Here is a 17,194-nt window from a genome sequence, read left to right as displayed (position 1 = left end):
TGGTCTCCGACGTACCTTTGGCATCATGGCCACCCGTACGCCGAAAGGCGCATCGAAGGGGCCGGCGAAGCGCCCGACCTCGTCACGCTCGACTCCGGCCAAGCGGACGACAGCCCAGTCATCCTCGCGATCCAAGGCGAAGACGTCGACGTCGGCCCGCAGACCCCCCGCCACCCATCAGGACCCGATCAGCTGGGTCTTCACCATGATCGGCAAGCTGATCGTCGGCCTGTGGATGCTGGTGGCCAACGGCATCGGCGGCGCCGCCAGGGCCCTGGGCAACCAGGCGCGCGAGCTCGACCCCGCCCACCGGCGCGACGGGGCGGGCCTGGCGGTGCTGGCGGGGGCGATCGTGCTGGCCGCCATGACGTGGCGGCAGTCGAAGGGCACGGTCTCCGAGATGGTCAGCGCCGTCATGCACGGCGTGTTCGGCTCGCTCGCCTGGGCGCTTCCGCTGCTGCTCGGCCTGCTGGCCTGGCGCTTCCTGCGCCACCCCGACCAGAACGCCGACACCGGGCGCATGGTGATCGGCTGGAGCGCGCTGCTGACCGGCGTGCTCGGCGTGGTCCACGTGGTCAACGACGTGCCGTACCCGGCGGGCGACGCCACCGACGGCATGGACAAGGTGTCGGCGGCCGGCGGCATGGTCGGGTTCATCGTCTCCGCTCCACCGGCCAGCATCCTGACCGCGTGGGTGACGATCCCCCTGCTGCTGCTCCTGTCCGGCTTCGGCGTGCTGGTCATCACCGCGACGCCCGTGCACAGGATCCCCGAACGGCTGGCGGAGCTGCGCCACCTGCTGTTCGACAAGAGCGCGCCGCCCCGGCAGGGGAGCGAGACGGCCAAGAAGCGGGTCAGGACGAAGAAGCAGGACCTGCCCGACGGCGTCAAGCCGTACGACAGCCCGGTGCTGGCGGAGAAGGACAGGCACTCGCCGGAGATCGTGCCGGGCCTGGTCGACGACGAGCCGCAGGAGGCGCCGGAGCCGCAGCGGCAGCCCACAGCCCCGCCCGAGCCGACCCCCGCGCCGCGCAAGGTCGAGCAGCTGGTGCTGTCGCCCCAGGCGGGCCCCTACGTGCTGCCCGACCTGCAGAAGCTCAGCACCGGCACCGCGCCCAAGCCGCAGACCAAGGCCAACACCACCGTCGTCAACGCGCTGACCAGCGTGCTGGAGCAGTTCGCCATCGACGCGCAGGTGATCGGCTTCACCCGCGGCCCGACGGTCACCCGCTACGAGATCGAGCTCGGCCCGGCCGTGAAGGTGGAGAAGGTCACCGCGCTCACCAAGAACATCGCCTACGCCGTCAAGTCGGCCGACGTCAGGATCCTGTCGCCGATCCCCGGCAAGTCGGCGATCGGCGTCGAGATCCCCAACGCCGACAAGGACCTGGTCGCGCTCGGCGACGTGCTGCGGGCGCAGGTCGCCCAGGCCGACCACCACCCGATGATCGTCGGGCTCGGTAAAGACGTCGAGGGCCGCACGATCGTGGCGAACCTGGCCAAGATGCCGCACCTGCTCATCGCGGGCGCCACCGGCGCGGGCAAGTCCGTCTGCGTCAACGGCCTCATCACCTCGATCCTCATGCGCGCCACCCCCGACGAGGTGCGCATGGTGCTCGTCGACCCCAAGCGCGTGGAGCTGTCGGTCTACGAGGGCATCCCCCACCTGATCACGCCGATCATCACCAACCCGAAGAAGGCCGCCGAGGCCCTCGAATGGGTCGTGGGCGAGATGGACCGCCGCTACGACGACCTGGCAGCCAGCGGCTTCAGGCACGTCGACGAGTTCAACAAGGCCGTCAAGGCGGGCAAGCTGGTGCCGCCGCCCGGCAGCGAGCGGGTCTACCAGCCCTACCCCTACCTGCTGGTGATCGTCGACGAGCTCGCCGACCTCATGATGGTCGCCCCCCGCGACGTCGAAGACTCCATCGTCCGCATCACGCAGCTGGCCCGCGCGGCCGGCATCCACCTGGTGATCGCCACCCAGCGGCCCTCCGTCGACGTCGTCACCGGGCTCATCAAGGCCAACGTCCCCTCCAGGCTGGCCTTCGCGGTCTCCTCGCTCACCGACTCGCGGGTCATCCTCGACCAGCCAGGCGCCGACAAGCTGGTCGGCCAGGGCGACGCGCTCTTCCTGCCGATGGGCGCGAGCAAGCCCATCCGCATCCAGAACGCGTTCGTCGCCGAGAAGGAGATCGCCGAGATCGTTTCGCACTGCAAGCAGCAGATGCAGGCCGAGTACCGCGACGACGTGGCCGCCGTGGTGGTCAAGAAGGAGATCGACGAGGAGATCGGCGACGACCTCGACGTGCTGATCCAGGCCGCCGAGCTGATCGTCACCACCCAGTTCGGCTCGACCTCGATGCTGCAGCGCAAGCTCAGGGTCGGCTTCGCCAAGGCGGGCCGCCTCATGGACCTGCTGGAATCTCGCGGCGTCGTCGGCCCCAGCGAGGGTTCCAAGGCGCGGGAGGTGCTGCTGAAGCCCGACGATCTGCCCGGTTTGCTGGCCGACCTGCGGGGCGAGTGACCCCTTGCGCACCCATGCCGACTGTTACTGGTTGAATAGGAGTAACTACGCAACGTCGGGGCGGGGAGGCGTTCGTCGTGAACGAACAGAGCATTGGGGCAAAACTGGCTGAGGCCAGGCAGACGGCAGGGCTGAGCATCGGACAGCTGAGCGCGACCACCCGGATTCGCGAAGCTCTCCTGTACGCCATCGAGCGGGACGACTTCTCCATGTGCGGAGGAGACTTCTACGCCAGGGGTCACGTCAGGGCCATCGCCAAAGCGGTCGGCGCCGACCCCGAGGCGATGGCGCACCTGTACGACGCCCAGCACGGCGGCGTGTCGCAGCCGTTGCGGGCGGCGGCCGTCTTCCAGAACTTCAAAGGGCTCAAGCTGCGCGAGCGCCGGGGCCCCAACTGGACGATGGCACTGGGCATCGCCCTGGCCATCGTGGTGGTCTTCGGCGTCGTCAGGGTGATGGGCGGGCCGGGCGAGGTGCCCACGGCCGACATCGAGCCCGCCTCGTCGGCGCCCAGCGTGCCGCCGAACGCGTCGGCGGGTCCTGCCCGCCGTACGGCGGCGCTGTCCACCCAGAAGAAGTCCGACATGGTGGTCGTCAAGGTGGTGGCCAAGCGGTCGTCCTACCTCAACGTGCGCGACTCCGAGGGGCGCAAGCTCTTCGCGGGCACGCTGAAGGCGGGCAAGACCTCCACGTGGACGGCGAAGAAGACGGTGCGGATGACCATCCACGACGCGGGAGCGGTGTCGCTCCAGGTCAACGGCAAGGACCTGGGATCACCGGGCGCTCGGGGCGAGCTCGTCAGGAGGACCTACGGGCCGTCGGCCGCCCGTCCGCGATGACAAGTGCGGGGGAGGTGCGCCAGGTAGTGGCCAAGTGCCGATACCGTAGTGTCCACCATGTCATCCCGCCGAACCGTATCGCTGATCACTCTGGGCTGCGCGCGCAACGAGGTCGACTCCGAGGAGCTCGCCGCGCGACTTGATGCTGCCGGTTGGCAGCTGGGCGACGACGACGCCGATGTCGTCGTCGTCAACACCTGCGGCTTCATCGACTCGGCGAAGAAAGACTCGATCGACACGCTGCTGGCCGCGGCCGACTCGGGCGCCAAGGTGGTGGCCGCGGGCTGCATGGCCGAGCGCTACGGCAACGAGCTGGCCGAGGCGCTTCCCGAGGCCAGCGCGGTCATCTCCTTCGACGACTACGCCGAGATCGGTGAGCGCCTCGACGACGTGCTGGCCGGCAAGCCGCTCAAGCCGCACACGCCGCGCGACCGCCGTACGCTGCTGCCGATCTCGCCGGTGGAGCGCTCCGCCGCCAAGGCGAGCATCCCCGGCCACGGCGACCTGCCCGCGGGCCTGGCGCCCGCGAGCGGGCCGCGCGTGCTGCGCAAGCGCCTCGACGAGAGCCCCGTCGCCTCGCTGAAGCTGGCCTCCGGCTGCGACCGCCGCTGCTCGTTCTGCGCCATCCCCGCCTTCCGCGGCGCCTACGTCTCGCGCGCCCCCGAGGAGCTGCTGGCCGAGGCCGACTGGCTGGCCCACCGCGGGGTGCGCGAGCTGGTCCTCGTCAGCGAGAACTCCACCTCCTACGGAAAAGACCTGGGCGACCTGCGCGCGCTGGAGAAGCTGCTGCCGCAGCTGGCCGCGGTCGAGGGCGTCGAGCGGGTGCGGGTCAGCTACCTACAGCCCGCCGAGCTGCGCCCAGGGCTGCTCGACGTCATCGCCGCCACCGACGGCATCGCCCCCTACTTCGACCTGTCCTTCCAGCACGCCAGCGGCACCGTCCTGCGCAGGATGCGCCGCTTCGGCGACCCCGAGCGCTTCCTCGGCCTGCTGGAGCAGGTCAGGGCCAAGGCGCCGGAGGCGGGCGTGCGCTCCAACTTCATCGTGGGCTTCCCCGGCGAGACCGACGAGGAGTTCGGCGAGCTCGTCGGCTTCCTCGAGCAGGCCAGGCTCGACGTGATCGGCGTGTTCGGCTACTCCGACGAGGACGGCACCGAGGCCGCCACGTTCGGGTCGAAGGTCGAGCAGGAGGTCATCGACGAGCGGGTGCGCGTGCTGACCGAGCTGGCCGAGGAGCTGACCTCGCAGCGCGCGGAGGAGCGCATCGGCACCGAGGTCGACGTGCTGATCGACGAGGACCTCGGCGACGGCGGCTACGAAGGCAGGGCGGCCCACCAGGGTCCCGAGGTCGACGGTTCCGTCACGGTTCAGGGCATCGGCCTGGTCCCCGGCCAGATCGTCAGGGCGATCGTGGTCGATGCCGAGGGGGTCGATCTGATCGCGCGCATCAAGGCCGGTCCATGACCCGAGACGAGCGCAGGGTGGTGAGCCCGTGGAACATCGCCAACGTCCTCACGGTGCTCAGGCTGGCGCTCGTCCCCTTCTTCGTCGTCTGCTTGTTCCTGCCGGGCACCGGCTGGCGGTACGCGGCCCTGGGGGTGTTCGGGCTGGCCTCCCTGACCGACCATCTCGACGGGGAGCTGGCCAGGCGCTACCACCTGATCACCGACTTCGGGAAGATCGCCGACCCGATCGCCGACAAGGCGCTCACCGGGGCGGCGCTGGTGAGCCTGTCGATACTCGACGAGCTGCCGTGGTGGGTCACGGTCGTGATCCTCGGCCGCGAGCTCGGCATCACGCTGCTGCGCTTCATCGTGATCAGGCACGGCGTCATACCGGCCAGCTACGGCGGCAAGGTCAAGACCGTGCTGCAGATCGCGGCGATCGTGCTCTACCTGCTTCCGCCCGTGCCCGACGTGATCCGCTGGGTGGTCATGGGGGCCGCGCTGGTCGTGACCGTCGTCACGGGCGTCGACTACGTCATCCGCGCGATCAGGCTGAGGCGGGTGGCCAGGCGGGCCAGGGCGGAGTGAGCCGATGAGGACCGACGTGCTGGCCGCCGAGAACGTGATCGTGCTGCTGGTCAGGCAGGGCGCGACGCTCGCCGTGGCGGAGTCGCTGACCGGCGGGCTGCTCGGCGCGACGTTCACCGCGATGGGCGGGGCCTCGGCGGCCTTCAGGGGCGGCGTCATCTCCTACTCCAGCGACCTGAAGCGGGAGCTGCTGGCCGTACCGGGGGAGCTGCTCGAACGGGAGGGCGCGGTGCATCCCGAGGTGGCCGCGGCCATGGCGCGGGGGGTGGCCCGCCTGTGCGGCGCCACGTACGGCCTGGCGGTCACCGGAGTGGCCGGGCCCGACCCGCAGGACGGCAAGCCGGTCGGCACCGTCCACGTGGCGCTGAGCGGCCCCGAGGGAAAGATGTGGCACCGCGATCTTGCGCGTGGCGGCTCGCGCGGCCGCATCAGGCAACGAACCGTGGACGAGGCCGTAGATCTCCTCGCAGGTGTGCTGAAGGCGAACATCGGGGAACATTCCGGGTGATTACCGTGTTACGTCCCCAGCGAACATGCGAACCACGGTCTGACGCGGTGTCGGTGGATACGGGTACGGTGGAGCTGTGAGTGAGGTCCGTGAGCCATCTGCAAGCCCCGCGAGCCAGGCTGGCGGGCCCAACGATCCGCGCAGGCGCCCGATGATGACGGCGAGGAGTATGTACGAAGCGAAGAGAAAGAACGGGCGGCACGATCCGATCGCGCATGGCACGGTGAAGACGACCACCGCGCCGGGGAGGGAGCGACAGATGATTCTGCTGCGTCAGCTTCTTGGAGACGTTCTGAGGCGGCTGAGGGTGCGGCAGGGCCGCACTCTGCGTGAGGTGTCGACGCTGGCGCGCGTGTCTCTGGGCTACCTGTCCGAGGTGGAGCGCGGTCAGAAAGAGGCCTCGTCCGAGCTGCTGGCCTCGATTTGCGGCGCCCTGGGCGTGCCGCTGTCGCAGGTGTTGCGTGAGGTTTCCGACCAGTTCGCGCTGGCGGAGCTCCAGGCTGCCCCTGTGCTGGCGGACGTGCCCGAGCGAGAGCGCCTGGCTCTGTCCGAGACGGTTGTCCCCGGGTCGATCTCCGATTCGGTGTTCCCCGAAGTCAAGGACATGGTGGCCGCCTGACAGCAGGGCTCAGCCCGGTTGGCAGCGGTCACACCACAGGATCAGCCGTTCCTGTGGGCCCACCCCCATCTCCCCGCTCCTGATGCGAGACCCGCATCGGCGGCAGGGTCTGCCTGCCCTGCCATAGACCCACGTCTCGAAGCCGCGACGGCGATCACCCGTGGTGACGGTGCCCGCGTGATCCTTGTTCGCCGCCAGCAACCGCTGGGCGAGCGAGACCAGGCCGTCGAGATCGGCCACGGCTCTCACGGGACTCCAGGGTGACACTCCCCTGAGGAAGAGCGTCTCCGCGCGGTAGATCGTGCCGATCCCCGCGAGATTGCGCTGGTCGAGCAGCGCCTCCCCGATCGTCGTGTCCGGATGCGCGCGCAACCTGGCGACCGCCTCGTCCTGATCCCAGCCCGGCCCGAGCAGGTCGGGCCCGAGATGGCCGATCACGGTGTCCTCCCGCTCGGTCGCGAGCAGGTCCACCATCCCCAGCCGCATCCCGACCGCCTGCCAGGCCGCGTTGGCCAGCACGAGCCGCACCCTGTCGCCGCCCTGTGGCAGCCGCCGTCCCGCGGGCAGGACGAGCCAGCTGCCGTCCATGCGCAGGTGCGTGTGGACGGTCAGGCCGCCCTCGACCCTGGTGAGCAGGTGCTTGCCGTACGACACGGTGTGCGTGACCGCGCGGCCCGTCAGGTCGGCGGTGGCGTGGCGCGGCACCCTGAAGTCGGACCGGGTCAGCACCCGGCCGTCGAGCGCCTCGCGCAGGCGTTCGGCGGTCCGGTAGACGGCGTCACCCTCGGGCAAGGGCGCTCACCCGTTCGTCCACGACGACAGGCCGTTGTCGGCCAGGCAGTCGACGATCGAGTCGAGCAGTTCGGAGCGCCGCCGCAGGTCCGCCGTCCTTTCCATGCCGCTCCTCGGTGGGCCGGACGTCAGTCCCAGGCGGCCGGGTCGGCGGCCAGCGTGCGCACGCTCTCCGGCAACGCGCCGGTGGCCACGTGATCGAGCGTGACCTCCTCGAGGATGGACCGCTCGGTCGCGCGCAGGGCGATCCACACCTGCTGAAGTGACTCTGCGGGGCCGCGGTAGCCGACGTGCTCGGGGCGCTCGCCCCGCACGTTGGCCAGCGGGCCGTCGACCGCGCGGATCACGTCGGCCAGGGAGATCTCCGCAGCGGGCCTGGCCAGCACGTAGCCGCCCTCGGGGCCGCGCTGGCCCCTGACGAGCCCGGCGCGGCGCATCTGGAGCAGGATGTTCTCCAGGTATTTGGGCGGCATGTCCTGCTCTTTGGCGAGTTCGCCCACGGTGGTCGGGCCCGCCCCTGCTGCGGCGAGTTCGGCGGCGGCACGGAGGGCGTAGTCGACACGAGCGGAAAGGCGCATGTTGTCGATTATCCCTCCTGGTCAACACTGGTTATGCGCATGGTGACCTTCACCGGCAGATGATCCGAGTACGGCAAGCGCGGTACCTCGGCCGATTCGGCCGCCAACCCGTCGGTGAGCAGCACGTGGTCGATCCTCTCGACAGGAGCGTCGGCCGGTGAGGTGGCGGGATCGCCCAGGGCGGTCAGCGGATCGGACAGACCCGCGGACTCCAGCACGCGCATCTCGGGGTCGCCGGGCCGGGTGTTGAGGTCACCGGCCAGGACGACCGGCCGCCGCGCTCCGGCGGCTGCGTCGCCTCCCGCGCTCATGGGGCCCGTCGGACGCCCTCCCGCCTCGGCGGCGCTCATCCCCGAGGCCAGATTGTGCACCAGCGCGGCCACCTCGGGCGCCTGCCCGGGGGGCGACTGGAGGTGGGTGTTGACGATGCCGACCTCCCTGCCGCCCACCTCGATGACGGCGGCCTGCGCCTGGGCGAGCGTCGGGTAGCCGTGCCTGCCGAGCGGGTGCGAGGCCAGCTGCCTCACCGGCAGGTTCGTCAGCAGCGCGTCGCCCCACACCGGGTCGGCCGCGGGGGCGAAGTAGGCCCGCATGCCCAGGCCGCGGGCGATCCTGTCGAGGTCGTCGTGGCCGCCGTTGAGCAGCCAGCCCCTGTCGACCTCGCTGAGCAGCACCACGTCGGGCCGCTCGCCCGCCGCCCACCGGGCGATCTCGTCCAGCGACAGCCGCCCGTCGAGGCCGAACCCCATCCTGATGTTGTAGGCGACGAGCGTGAATGTGTCGCCTCGCTTCTCCTGTACGGCAGGCACCGCCCGCCACCAGGACGCGAGCCCGAGGCCCGCGATCACGACCGCCGCCACGAGCGGCCGCCACGAGAAAGCCGTGGGCGCCGTCGCCGCCGCGCCGGTCCCTGCGGCGGCGGCCGCGGCCAGCGCGACGGCGACCACCACGACGGTGTTGGGGAAGCCCAGGTCCATGTCGTAGGCCGCGTAGTAGCCGAACACGCCCGCCAGGAACACCAGCCCGCCGCCGAGCAGCCCCGCGCCCGGACGCCTGGCCGAGGGTCCCGGGCGGCCTGCCGCCGCGAGCAGGCCGCCGACGCCCACGGGGACCAGCGCGCCATGTCCCGTGGCGAGCATCACGGCGGTGCCGGCGCACAGGAGGGCCGCGTAGACGAACGTCGACCAGGGGAAGGCGGGCGGCCACACCATGAGCGCGAGGCCGAGGGCGAAGGCGGCCAGCCACAGCGGCCGGTCGTGCCATGCGGCCGTGGACAGGCCCGCGCTCATGCCGACGAGCAGCAGGGAGGGGCCGAGCAGGAACCAGGCGTTGCCGGGCGCGAGGTCCTCGGACGGCGGCGGCGCCAGCCGGAGAAGGGCGAGGAAGGCGGCGCACAGCGTGAGGACGGCGAGCCAGGGGAGGGGGCCGTCGCGCCAGACCAGGTCCACGCCGTCGAGCAGCAGGTGGATGGTCACCGCGAACGCCAGCCCTCCCGCGATGCCGGTGGGGACGGCGGCGCGGGGCAGCGTGCGGGCGCAGCCGTACAGGAAGAACAGGCCCGCGCTGACGCCCGCCGAGGCGAGAGCCAGTTGTGGCATGCCGCCGTCGAAGGCCTGCAGGCCCAGCCTGGCCACGACGAGGACGGTCGCGCCGCCCAGCAGCGACCAGCGGGGCCGCAGCAGCGGCGCCAGGCACGGCAGGACGAACCAGGCGGCGGCGTAGAGGCCCATGAGTTCGGCGGGCGTCTCGCCCGCGCGGCCGAACAGCGTGATCAGCGAAGGGAGGAAGACGCGCAGCACCTCGCACAGGAGGGCGAGGCCTAAGGCGAGCAGGAGCATGAGCCATCCTCACGTCATGCGAGCCGTCTGGCAAGGGGGCTAAACTTTGACCGTGGAGCGACGTCCTGGTGTGCCCAGGTTGCTGAGGGAGATCAACGACCGGGCCGCATTGGAGTTGCTGCTCGCCACCGGGCCGATGACCCGCGGCCAGATCGGCGATCACACGGGCCTGTCGAAGGTGACCGCCTCCCAGACACTCGCGAGGCTGGAGGAGCGCGGTCTGGTCGAGGTGGTCGGTGAGCAGGCGGGAGGGCGCGGTCCCAACGCCGCCCTCTACTCCGTGGTCGCCTCCAGCGCCTACGTCGCGGGCCTCGATGTCGGGCCCGAGTCCGTCTCCGCTTCCGTCGCCGACATCCACGGCCGCACGATCGCCGAGGTCACCGTCGCGCCCAACGGCAGCGACGACCCCGTCTCCGTCGTCCACGGCGCGGTGGTCAAGGCCTGCCGCAGCGCCAAGGTCAGCCTGGCCAAGCTGCGCGGCGTCGTGATCGGCACGCCGGGCGTGGTCGACCCGCGCAGCGGCGACGTGCGCTTCTCCTTCGACCTGCCGGGCTGGCACGAAGGCATCCACGAGGCCCTCGCCGGAGACCTCAGGCGCGAGGTCACGATCGAGAACGACGTCAACCTGGCCGCCCTGGCCGAGCGCGCCTCGGGCGCCGCCAAGGGTGTCGACGACTTCGTGCTGATGTGGGCGGGGCGCGGCCTCGGTCTCGCGGTGATGCTCGGCGGCAAGCTCCACCGGGGCAGGTCGGGCAGCGCGGGCGAGATCGGCTACCTGCCCGTGCCTGGCGTGCCGCTCGCCGAAGACGTCACGGCGGAGCCGGGGCGGCTGCCGTCCCTGGCCGGTGGCCTGCAGTCGCTGGTCAGCGCGGTGGCGGTGCAGGAGCTCGCCCAGGGGTACGGCTTCGGCGGCATCGCCGAGGCGGTCGCCGCGGGGGAGCGGGGCGCGCCGCTGCTCGACGAGATCGCCCACCGGCTCGCGCTCGGCGTCGCCTCGGTGTGCGTGGTGCTCGACCCTGGGCTGGTCGTGCTGGGCGGCGACGTCGGCAAGGCCGGCGGGTCGGCGCTCACCGCGCGGGTGGAGGAGGCCGTGGCCAGGATCTGCCCGATCAGGCCCGAGGTCGTCACCACCGCCGTGGAGGACAACCCCGTGCTGCGCGGCGCCGTCCTCGCGGCCCTCGACCAGGCCCGCGAGGAGATCTTCGCCTCCTGATCAGGCGGTCAGCAGCACCAGGCCGAACGGCGTCAGGCGGTCAGCAGCTCGACGGCCGCCTGCGCGTTGGCCTTCGCCGCGCCGTACGTCGCGATGTAGGCGGCGCTGTCGGGTCGCCAGATCGGCAGGCCCATCTCGATCACGGTGGTGTCGGGGCGGGCGCTCACCAGCGCGCTCACCAGGTCCTTGCTGTCGGTGTAGCGGTGCGCGTCCTTCACCACCACGACGAGCGAGCGGCCGTCGGCCCTGCGCAGCAGCGTGTCGAGGTCGGCGTCGGCCGGCTTGAGCCGTACCGTCTCGGCGGTGGGCAGGTCGAGGCCCCACGGCACGTCGCCGACCGCGATGGTGGGCGGGGTGTCGATCTCGATCACCAGCGGGTCGCGCAGCGGGTTGGTGGCGCCGGTGACGCTGACCGCCCTGCGGGCCGCGTCCAGGCCGACGCCCTTCTCGACCGCGCCCGCCGTACCGGAGCCGAACCAGGCGCGCAGGTCGGCCACGCGGGCCGCCGCCTCCTCCAGCCGTGACAGCGGCAGCCGGCCCTCCTCCACCGCGGCGACGATCTCCGCGATGATCTGCCTGACGTCGTCGTAGGTCGGCACGGGGCCCAGGCACAGCAGGTCGGAGCCCGCGGCCAGGGTGCGCACCGCGCCACCGGCCAGGCCCACGCTCTTGGTGATCGCGTGCATGTCGAGCGCGTCGGTGATCACGACGCCCCGGTAGCCGAGCTCACCCCTGAGGAGCCCGGTCAGCGCGGCGGCCGACAGCGTCGCGGGCTGGTCTCCCGTGATCACGGGGACCGCGACGTGCGCGGTCATGACGGACTTCGCGCCCGCCTTGATCGCCGCCTGGAAGGGCACGAGCTCCCGCTCGCGCAGCACCTCCAGCGAGACGTCGACCACGGGGACGGCCAGGTGCGAGTCGACCCTGGTGGCCCCGTGGCCGGGGAAGTGCTTGACGCAGGCGGCGACGTTCACCGACTGCAGGCCGCCGACGGCGGCGACGGTGTGTCTGGCGACCAGCGCGGTGTCGTTGCCGAACGAGCGGGTGCCGATCACCGGGTTGTCGTCGGCGGTGTTGACGTCGGCGTCGGGGGCCATGTCGAGGTTCACGCCGCAGGCGGCCAGCTCCGAGCCGATCGCCTGGTAGACGCGGTGGGTCAGCTCCACGTCGTCCACGGCGCCGAGGGCGGCGTTGCCCGGGTAGGGGCTGCCGACGTGGTAGGCCAGGCGGGTGACGTCGCCGCCCTCCTCGTCCAGCGAGATGACGGGCTCGCCGGCCGCCTTCAGCATCGAGGTGAGGTCGCTGAGCTGGGCGGCGTCGGCGACGTTGAAGCCGAAGAGCGTGACGCCGCCGAGGCCGGCCTCCAGTTCGCGAAGAACCCAGTCCGGGGCGGTGGTGCCCTGGAAGGCGACGAGCAGCGTGCCGGCCGCTAGACGGCGCAGCCCCCGATCACTCTGGCTCATCTGACAATTTCCCCTTTTGGCGGTCGAATCCCCTCGTGCCCAGGGATGGCCGGGCAGGTCGGGGTGAAGGCATGCATGGTGTGCTCGCCCCCTCGCGGGGGCGGTGTGGTGGTCTGTGAGCAGGGAGCCGGTACGGCCCGCGGCGTCCGCGGTCGGGGCGCGAGCCGTACCCCCTGCCGGCGGGCAGGGTCAGGTACGGCCGCCGCGTGGGTGTGCGGCAGCCGTACCAGCACCTGGGGTGGGTTGGTCAGCCCTTCACGGCGCCGGCCACCAGGCCGGAGACCATGCGGCGCTGCACCAGGAGGAAGAAGATGACGACAGGAAGCGTCATCAGCGTCGACCCGGCCATGATCGCGCCCCAGTCGACGCCCTTCTGATCGAAGAAGTACCGGAGGGCGACGGGCATGGTGTAGCCCTCGGAGCCGGACATCAGGTAGAGCGCGAAGACCAGATCGTTCCACGCGGTGATGAACGAGAAGATGCTCGTCGCCACCAGGCCGGGCGCCACCAACGGGAACAGGACCTTCCAGAAGGTCGTGAACCTGCTGGCACCGTCGATCCAGGCCGCCTCTTCGAGGGTCTTGGGCACCGCGGCGACGAAGGTCCGCAGCATCCAGATGCCGAAGGGCAGGGTGAGGGCCACCTGCGTGACGATCAGGCCGAGCAGCTGGTCGCCCAGGCCGACGCGCTTGACCATCAGGTACAGCGGGATCAGCAGCCCCTCGGCGGGGAGCATCTGCACGATCAGCAGCACGATGAGGAACGGCGCGCGCCCCTTGAACCTGAACCTGGCGATGGCCGTGGCCGACAGCAGCGCGAACGTCGAACCGATCAGCACCGTGCCGAGCGCGACGATCGCGCTGTTGCGCATGTAGAGCCAGATCGAGTTGTTGGCCACGCCCTCGGTGAACACCCGGGCGAAGTGGTCGAAGGTGAAGTGGGTGGGGAAGGGGATGAACTCGGTGGTGAAGATCTGGTCGTTGGCCTTGAAGCCGGTCGAGACCATCCAGTACACGGGGAAGGTCGCGTAGAGGAAGACCAGGATCCCCGCCCCGTTGAGGAGGATCTTGCCGAGCCTCTTGCGGGCGATGGGAGTCATGACATTTCCTCCTGCTTCACGATCTGCCGCACGTAGACCACCGTGATGATCAGCAGGATGATCGTCAGGATCACGGAGATGGCGGCGCCGGTGCCGAGCTTCTGCGGCGGCTGGAACGCCTCGGCCACCGAGTACATCGACAGGTTGAACGCCTCACGGTTGGTCGGGCCGTTCATCAGCACGTAGAGCTGGCTGAAGACCTTGAAGTCCCAGATGATCGACAGGACCGTCAGGACGGCGAAGACCGGCTTCAGCAGCGGCAGGGTGATCTTCCTGAAGGTCCGCCACGCGCCCGAGCCGTCCACCCTGGCCGCCTCGTAGAGCTCGGCGGGGATGCCCTTCAGGCCCGCCAGCACCGAGACCGCGATGAACGGGAAGCCCGCCCACACCACGCAGAAGACCAGCACGATGTAGAGCGTGAACGCGTCGTTCAGCCACGGCTCGGCCGTCCAGTCGGCCCGGCCGAACAGGAGGGTCGACAAGCCGTCGGGCAGCAGGTTCAGCGCCCAGTTGATGACGCCCGCGTCGGCGTCGAACAGCCAGCGCCAGATGACGCCCTGCGCGACGGGCGGCACGGCCCAGGCGAACATGCAGCCGATGACGACGAACAGCGACATCTTCTTGCCGAGCTTGTTCAGCAGCACTCCGACGGCGGTGCCCACGATCAGCGTGAGGCCGACCGCCACCACCGCGAAGACGATCGTGTTCCGGAGGGCCGTCCAGAAGATCTCGTTGCCGAGGACTCTCTCGAAGTTGGCCCAGCCGACCCACTCCGCCGGCCGGCTGCCCCTGATCTGGGCCAGGCCGACCTTCTGGAAGGCCATGATCGCCAGCTGGACCATGGGGTAGAGCAGGAGTCCAGCGATCACCAGCAGTCCGGGCACGAGCAGGACGTACGGGACCGCCCAGGTGGGGAGCCCGCTGGCCCGGTTGGGGCGGGCGGAGCTCCTGCGGCGCCGCCCCGGGGCGGGGGAGTTCCCCCCGCCCCGGGCGATCGTAGACGTGTTCGTCATTACTACTGGTTCAGGATCTCTTCGAGTTCCTTGTTGGCGTCAGCGAGGGCCGTCGCGGCGTCCTTCTTGCCCTCGATGACCGCCCTGGCCGCGTTCTGGAGCACGGCCTTGGTCTCGTTGGCCTCGGTCCAGTTCGAGTCGGCGGGGAAGGCCTTGGCCTTGGCGAAGGCGCGGGCGAACGGGCCCTGGGCCGGGTCCTCGTTCAGCGCGGCCAGCGTGTCGGGGTAGACCGGGAGCAGGCCGCCCTCCTTGGCGTACCGGTCCGCCCAGGTCTTGCTGGTGGCCAGCTTGATGTACTCCTTGCCCAGCTCGGCCTGCTGGGTGCTGCCCCACAGCGCGATGTCGTTGCCGCCGAAGAAGGAGGGGGCCTCACCGCCGGACTTGGCGGGCAGCGGGAAGAAGGCGAGCTTGTCGCCCTTCAGCTTGCCCTTGCTGTCCTCTTCGATGCCGGGCAGGTCCCAACCGGCGGTCAGGTACATGCCGACCTTGTCGTTGGCGAAGCGCTTGCGGATGTCCACCGTGTTCAGCGTGAGGCGGGACTTGCCGGACAGGCCCTCCTGCACCAGGCCGGTGTAGGTCGCGAAGCCCTTGGCGAAGGCCGGGTCGCTCAGCTTGCCGACCCACTTGTCGCCCTCCTTGACGGCGTACTCGCCGCCCTCGGACCAGGCGAACGCGCCGAGCAGGTGGTTGGCGTCGGAGCCGCCGTTGAAGGCGAAGCCGTCGACGTCCGAGCCCTTCTCCTTCTGGATCTTCTTGGCCGCGGCCACGAGCTCGTCCCAGCTCTTGGGGACCTCGATCTTGAGCTCCTTGAACCAGTCGGCGCGGTAGAGGACCGCACGCGCTCCGGCGCCCCACGGCATGCCGTAGACCTCGTTGTCGATGGTCTCCAGGCCGAACAGGTTCTGCGGGATGGCCGCCTGCTCGCCCGCGTGCGCGATGTCGGTCACGGGGGAGAGGGCGTCCTGGCTCTGCCACAGCGGCACCTGGTCGTTGCCGATCTCGGTGACGTCGGGGCCGCCCGTGCCGGTCGCGGCGGAGGCGAACTTGTCGTTCACCGTCGGCCACGGGATCCACTCGAGTTTCACCTGGGCGCCGGTCTGCTTGGTGAACTCGGCGTTCAGTTCTTCCATGTAGGCGGCGGCGGCGGGGTTGCTGTTGCCGAGACGCCAGACGCTGAGGGTCTTGCCCGCGTACTTGGGCCCTGCCTCGGAGGCGGCGGCGGAGCCGGTGGCGGCGGGGGCGGGTGCGGCCGTCTCGGCGGGCTGGCTGGAGCCACAGGCGGCCAGGCCCAGCGCGAGTGCGGCGGTGGTCGCTGTGGCGGCCGAGATCTTCGCGATCTTCACTAGGGTTCTCCCTTCCCGGCTAACGCGTCGGGGGTTGCGCTCATTTCATGCCGTAGAGATCACCGAAGCCTTGATCGCCGGCCTCGGTTGACTGCTGCTAAACTAACAAGAAACTTTCTTAAAAGAAACGGCTGTTAGCGGATCGTGACGAGAGGAGGGGCCGCCCATGGCGAGGCACCCGGGAACCCCGCAGTTGTTGCGCAGGCTGAACGACCGCACGGCGCTGGAGCTCCTTCTCTCCGAAGGGCCACTCACCCGGGCTGAGCTGGGGGAACGCACCGGCCTTTCCAAGGTAACCGCCGGTCAACTGTTGTCACGCCTCGAAGAAAGAGGCCTCGTCGAGGTGGCCGGACAACGCGCCGGAGGCAGGGGGCCGCACGCCGCCCTCTACACCGTTGTTCCGTCCAGCGCGTACGTCGCGGGTCTCGAAGTGCTGCCAGAGAGCATCACTGTGGGTGTGGCCGACATCACAGGTAAAATCGTGGTCGAGGTCACTGTCGACCCCTGCGACGGCGGCGACCCGGTCAAGACCGTTCACAACGCCGTCCAGCGGGCCTGCGACTCCGCCGTCATCGGCCTGTCCCAGTTGCGCGCCTTCGTCATCGGCACGCGAGGCGTCGTCGACCCGCGCACCGGCGACGTGCGCTTCTCCTACGACCTGCCGTCCTGGCACGCCGGCGTGCTGGCCAGCCTCCGCGAACGGCTCAGCGCCTCCGTCACCATCGAGAACGACGTCAACCTCGTCGCCCTCGCCGAGCACAGGTACGGCATCGCGGCCGGTCACGACGACTTCGCGGTGATCTGGGCGGGCACCGGGCAGGGGCTCGGCGTCATGCTCGGCGGGCGGCTGCACAGGGGCATCACCGGCGGCGCGGGCGAGATCGGCTGGCTGCCCGTGCCGGGCGAGCCGCTGCCCGTCGACGTCTCCCATCCCCAGTCGGGCTCCTTCCAGCGCCTGGTCGGCAAGGAGGCGCTGGAAGGGCTCGCCCAGACGTACGGCGTCGCGGGCGTCAGCGTCGCCGACCAGGTGCGCCTGGCGACCGCGCAGGGCAACGACGCCTACCTGCGGGAGGTCGCGGGACGGCTGGCCGTCGGGGTGGCCGCCGTCGCCGTGGTCCTGGATCCCGGGCTCATCGTCCTGAGCGGCGACCTCGGCAGGGCGGGCGGGCAGGCGCTGGCCGAACGGGTGGAGCAGGCCGTGGCCAAGGTGTGCCCGAGCCAGCCGCGCGTGGCGGCCACGGCGGTGGCGGGCAACCCGGTGCTGCGCGGGGCCCTGGTCGCCGCGCTGGAGCAGGCCCGGGAGCAGGTCTTCTCTGACACTGTGTGAGA

General features: G+C 70.7%; 15 protein-coding genes. 8 read left to right on the top strand and 7 right to left on the bottom strand.

Annotated features, from left to right (window positions below; translation table 11 throughout):
* Positions 1-25: 25 nt before the first annotated feature.
* The 6 genes from ACFXJ8_RS09920 (at position 26) to ACFXJ8_RS09895 (ending at position 6,526) form a co-directional block, all read left to right on the top strand.
* The gene (locus tag ACFXJ8_RS09920) at positions 26-2,527 is read left to right on the top strand and encodes a DNA translocase FtsK (RefSeq protein ID WP_379643454.1); all 2,502 of its coding nucleotides are present in this window, start codon (positions 26-28) and stop codon (positions 2,525-2,527) included.
* Between the two features lie 77 nt (positions 2,528-2,604).
* On the top strand, positions 2,605-3,366 hold the full coding sequence (locus tag ACFXJ8_RS09915) for a helix-turn-helix domain-containing protein (RefSeq protein WP_379643453.1): 762 nt from the start codon (positions 2,605-2,607) through the stop codon (positions 3,364-3,366).
* 57 nt (positions 3,367-3,423) lie between these two features.
* On the top strand, positions 3,424-4,830 hold the full coding sequence (rimO, locus tag ACFXJ8_RS09910; RefSeq protein WP_379643452.1) for a 30S ribosomal protein S12 methylthiotransferase RimO: 1,407 nt from the start codon (positions 3,424-3,426) through the stop codon (positions 4,828-4,830).
* The gene (pgsA, locus tag ACFXJ8_RS09905) at positions 4,827-5,399 is read left to right on the top strand and encodes a CDP-diacylglycerol--glycerol-3-phosphate 3-phosphatidyltransferase (RefSeq protein ID WP_379643451.1); all 573 of its coding nucleotides are present in this window, start codon (positions 4,827-4,829) and stop codon (positions 5,397-5,399) included. The genes rimO and pgsA overlap by 4 nt, the downstream gene beginning before the upstream one ends.
* Before the next feature lie 4 nt (positions 5,400-5,403).
* Positions 5,404-5,907 (top strand): CinA family protein, encoded by a 504-nt coding sequence (locus ACFXJ8_RS09900; protein WP_379643450.1) that lies wholly within the window; start codon positions 5,404-5,406, stop codon positions 5,905-5,907.
* Between the two features lie 259 nt (positions 5,908-6,166).
* Complete coding sequence (locus ACFXJ8_RS09895) at positions 6,167-6,526, top strand: helix-turn-helix domain-containing protein (protein ID WP_379643554.1); 360 nt, start codon at positions 6,167-6,169, stop codon at positions 6,524-6,526.
* A 9-nt stretch (positions 6,527-6,535) separates the two neighbouring features.
* On the opposite strand, the gene ACFXJ8_RS09890 is transcribed toward ACFXJ8_RS09895, so the two are convergent.
* The 3 genes from ACFXJ8_RS09890 to ACFXJ8_RS09880 form a co-directional block, all read right to left on the bottom strand.
* Complete coding sequence (locus tag ACFXJ8_RS09890; RefSeq protein ID WP_379643449.1) at positions 6,536-7,318, bottom strand: DNA-formamidopyrimidine glycosylase family protein; 783 nt, start codon at positions 7,316-7,318, stop codon at positions 6,536-6,538.
* Positions 7,319-7,446: 128 nt separating this feature from the next.
* Positions 7,447-7,896 (bottom strand): RrF2 family transcriptional regulator, encoded by a 450-nt coding sequence (locus ACFXJ8_RS09885; protein WP_379643448.1) that lies wholly within the window; start codon positions 7,894-7,896, stop codon positions 7,447-7,449.
* An 8-nt stretch (positions 7,897-7,904) separates the two neighbouring features.
* Positions 7,905-9,734 carry an endonuclease/exonuclease/phosphatase family protein gene (locus tag ACFXJ8_RS09880; RefSeq protein WP_379643447.1) on the bottom strand — a complete coding sequence of 610 codons (1,830 nt, stop codon included), beginning with the start codon at positions 9,732-9,734 and terminating at the stop codon, positions 7,905-7,907.
* Between the two features lie 52 nt (positions 9,735-9,786).
* On the opposite strand from ACFXJ8_RS09880, the gene ACFXJ8_RS09875 reads away from it, so the two are divergent.
* Positions 9,787-10,947 carry an ROK family protein gene (locus ACFXJ8_RS09875; RefSeq protein ID WP_379643446.1) on the top strand — a complete coding sequence of 387 codons (1,161 nt, stop codon included), beginning with the start codon at positions 9,787-9,789 and terminating at the stop codon, positions 10,945-10,947.
* A 32-nt stretch (positions 10,948-10,979) separates the two neighbouring features.
* Here ACFXJ8_RS09875 and ACFXJ8_RS09870 read toward each other — a convergent pair whose 3' ends face one another.
* From ACFXJ8_RS09870 to ACFXJ8_RS09855, 4 genes are all read right to left on the bottom strand, one after another.
* Positions 10,980-12,410, bottom strand: coding sequence for a glycoside hydrolase family 3 protein (locus ACFXJ8_RS09870; RefSeq protein ID WP_379643445.1), 1,431 nt, complete (start codon positions 12,408-12,410; stop codon positions 10,980-10,982).
* Positions 12,411-12,657: 247 nt separating this feature from the next.
* Complete coding sequence (locus ACFXJ8_RS09865; RefSeq protein WP_379643444.1) at positions 12,658-13,509, bottom strand: carbohydrate ABC transporter permease; 852 nt, start codon at positions 13,507-13,509, stop codon at positions 12,658-12,660.
* The gene (locus ACFXJ8_RS09860) at positions 13,506-14,522 is read right to left on the bottom strand and encodes a carbohydrate ABC transporter permease (protein WP_379643443.1); all 1,017 of its coding nucleotides are present in this window, start codon (positions 14,520-14,522) and stop codon (positions 13,506-13,508) included. The genes ACFXJ8_RS09865 and ACFXJ8_RS09860 overlap by 4 nt, the downstream gene beginning before the upstream one ends.
* A gap of 2 nt (positions 14,523-14,524) precedes the next feature.
* A complete protein-coding gene (locus ACFXJ8_RS09855; protein ID WP_379643442.1) occupies positions 14,525-15,865 on the bottom strand; it encodes an extracellular solute-binding protein in 1,341 nt (446 codons plus the stop codon).
* Between the two features lie 166 nt (positions 15,866-16,031).
* Between ACFXJ8_RS09855 and ACFXJ8_RS09850 the strand changes: the two genes are divergently transcribed.
* Complete coding sequence (locus ACFXJ8_RS09850; protein ID WP_379643441.1) at positions 16,032-17,192, top strand: ROK family protein; 1,161 nt, start codon at positions 16,032-16,034, stop codon at positions 17,190-17,192.
* Positions 17,193-17,194 lie beyond the last annotated feature (2 nt).

The organism is Nonomuraea sp. NPDC059194, assembly GCF_042754765.1.
Lineage (GTDB): Bacteria > Actinomycetota > Actinomycetes > Streptosporangiales > Streptosporangiaceae > Nonomuraea.
The sequence above is the reverse complement of the archived record's forward strand: the minus strand, read 5'-3'. Positions and strand labels throughout refer to the sequence as shown.

Coding starts and splice junctions, on each gene's coding strand:
- ACFXJ8_RS09900 (WP_379643450.1), top strand. CDS start 5,404: ATGAGGACCGACGTGCTGGCCGCCGAGAACGTGATCGTGCTGCTGGTC.
- pgsA (WP_379643451.1), top strand. CDS start 4,827: ATGACCCGAGACGAGCGCAGGGTGGTGAGCCCGTGGAACATCGCCAAC.
- ACFXJ8_RS09860 (WP_379643443.1), bottom strand. CDS start 14,522: ATGACGAACACGTCTACGATCGCCCGGGGCGGGGGGAACTCCCCCGCC.
- ACFXJ8_RS09850 (WP_379643441.1), top strand. CDS start 16,032: ATGGCGAGGCACCCGGGAACCCCGCAGTTGTTGCGCAGGCTGAACGAC.
- ACFXJ8_RS09885 (WP_379643448.1), bottom strand. CDS start 7,896: ATGCGCCTTTCCGCTCGTGTCGACTACGCCCTCCGTGCCGCCGCCGAA.
- ACFXJ8_RS09880 (WP_379643447.1), bottom strand. CDS start 9,734: ATGCTCCTGCTCGCCTTAGGCCTCGCCCTCCTGTGCGAGGTGCTGCGC.
- ACFXJ8_RS09865 (WP_379643444.1), bottom strand. CDS start 13,509: ATGACTCCCATCGCCCGCAAGAGGCTCGGCAAGATCCTCCTCAACGGG.
- rimO (WP_379643452.1), top strand. CDS start 3,424: ATGTCATCCCGCCGAACCGTATCGCTGATCACTCTGGGCTGCGCGCGC.
- ACFXJ8_RS09870 (WP_379643445.1), bottom strand. CDS start 12,410: ATGAGCCAGAGTGATCGGGGGCTGCGCCGTCTAGCGGCCGGCACGCTG.
- ACFXJ8_RS09920 (WP_379643454.1), top strand. CDS start 26: ATGGCCACCCGTACGCCGAAAGGCGCATCGAAGGGGCCGGCGAAGCGC.
- ACFXJ8_RS09895 (WP_379643554.1), top strand. CDS start 6,167: ATGATTCTGCTGCGTCAGCTTCTTGGAGACGTTCTGAGGCGGCTGAGG.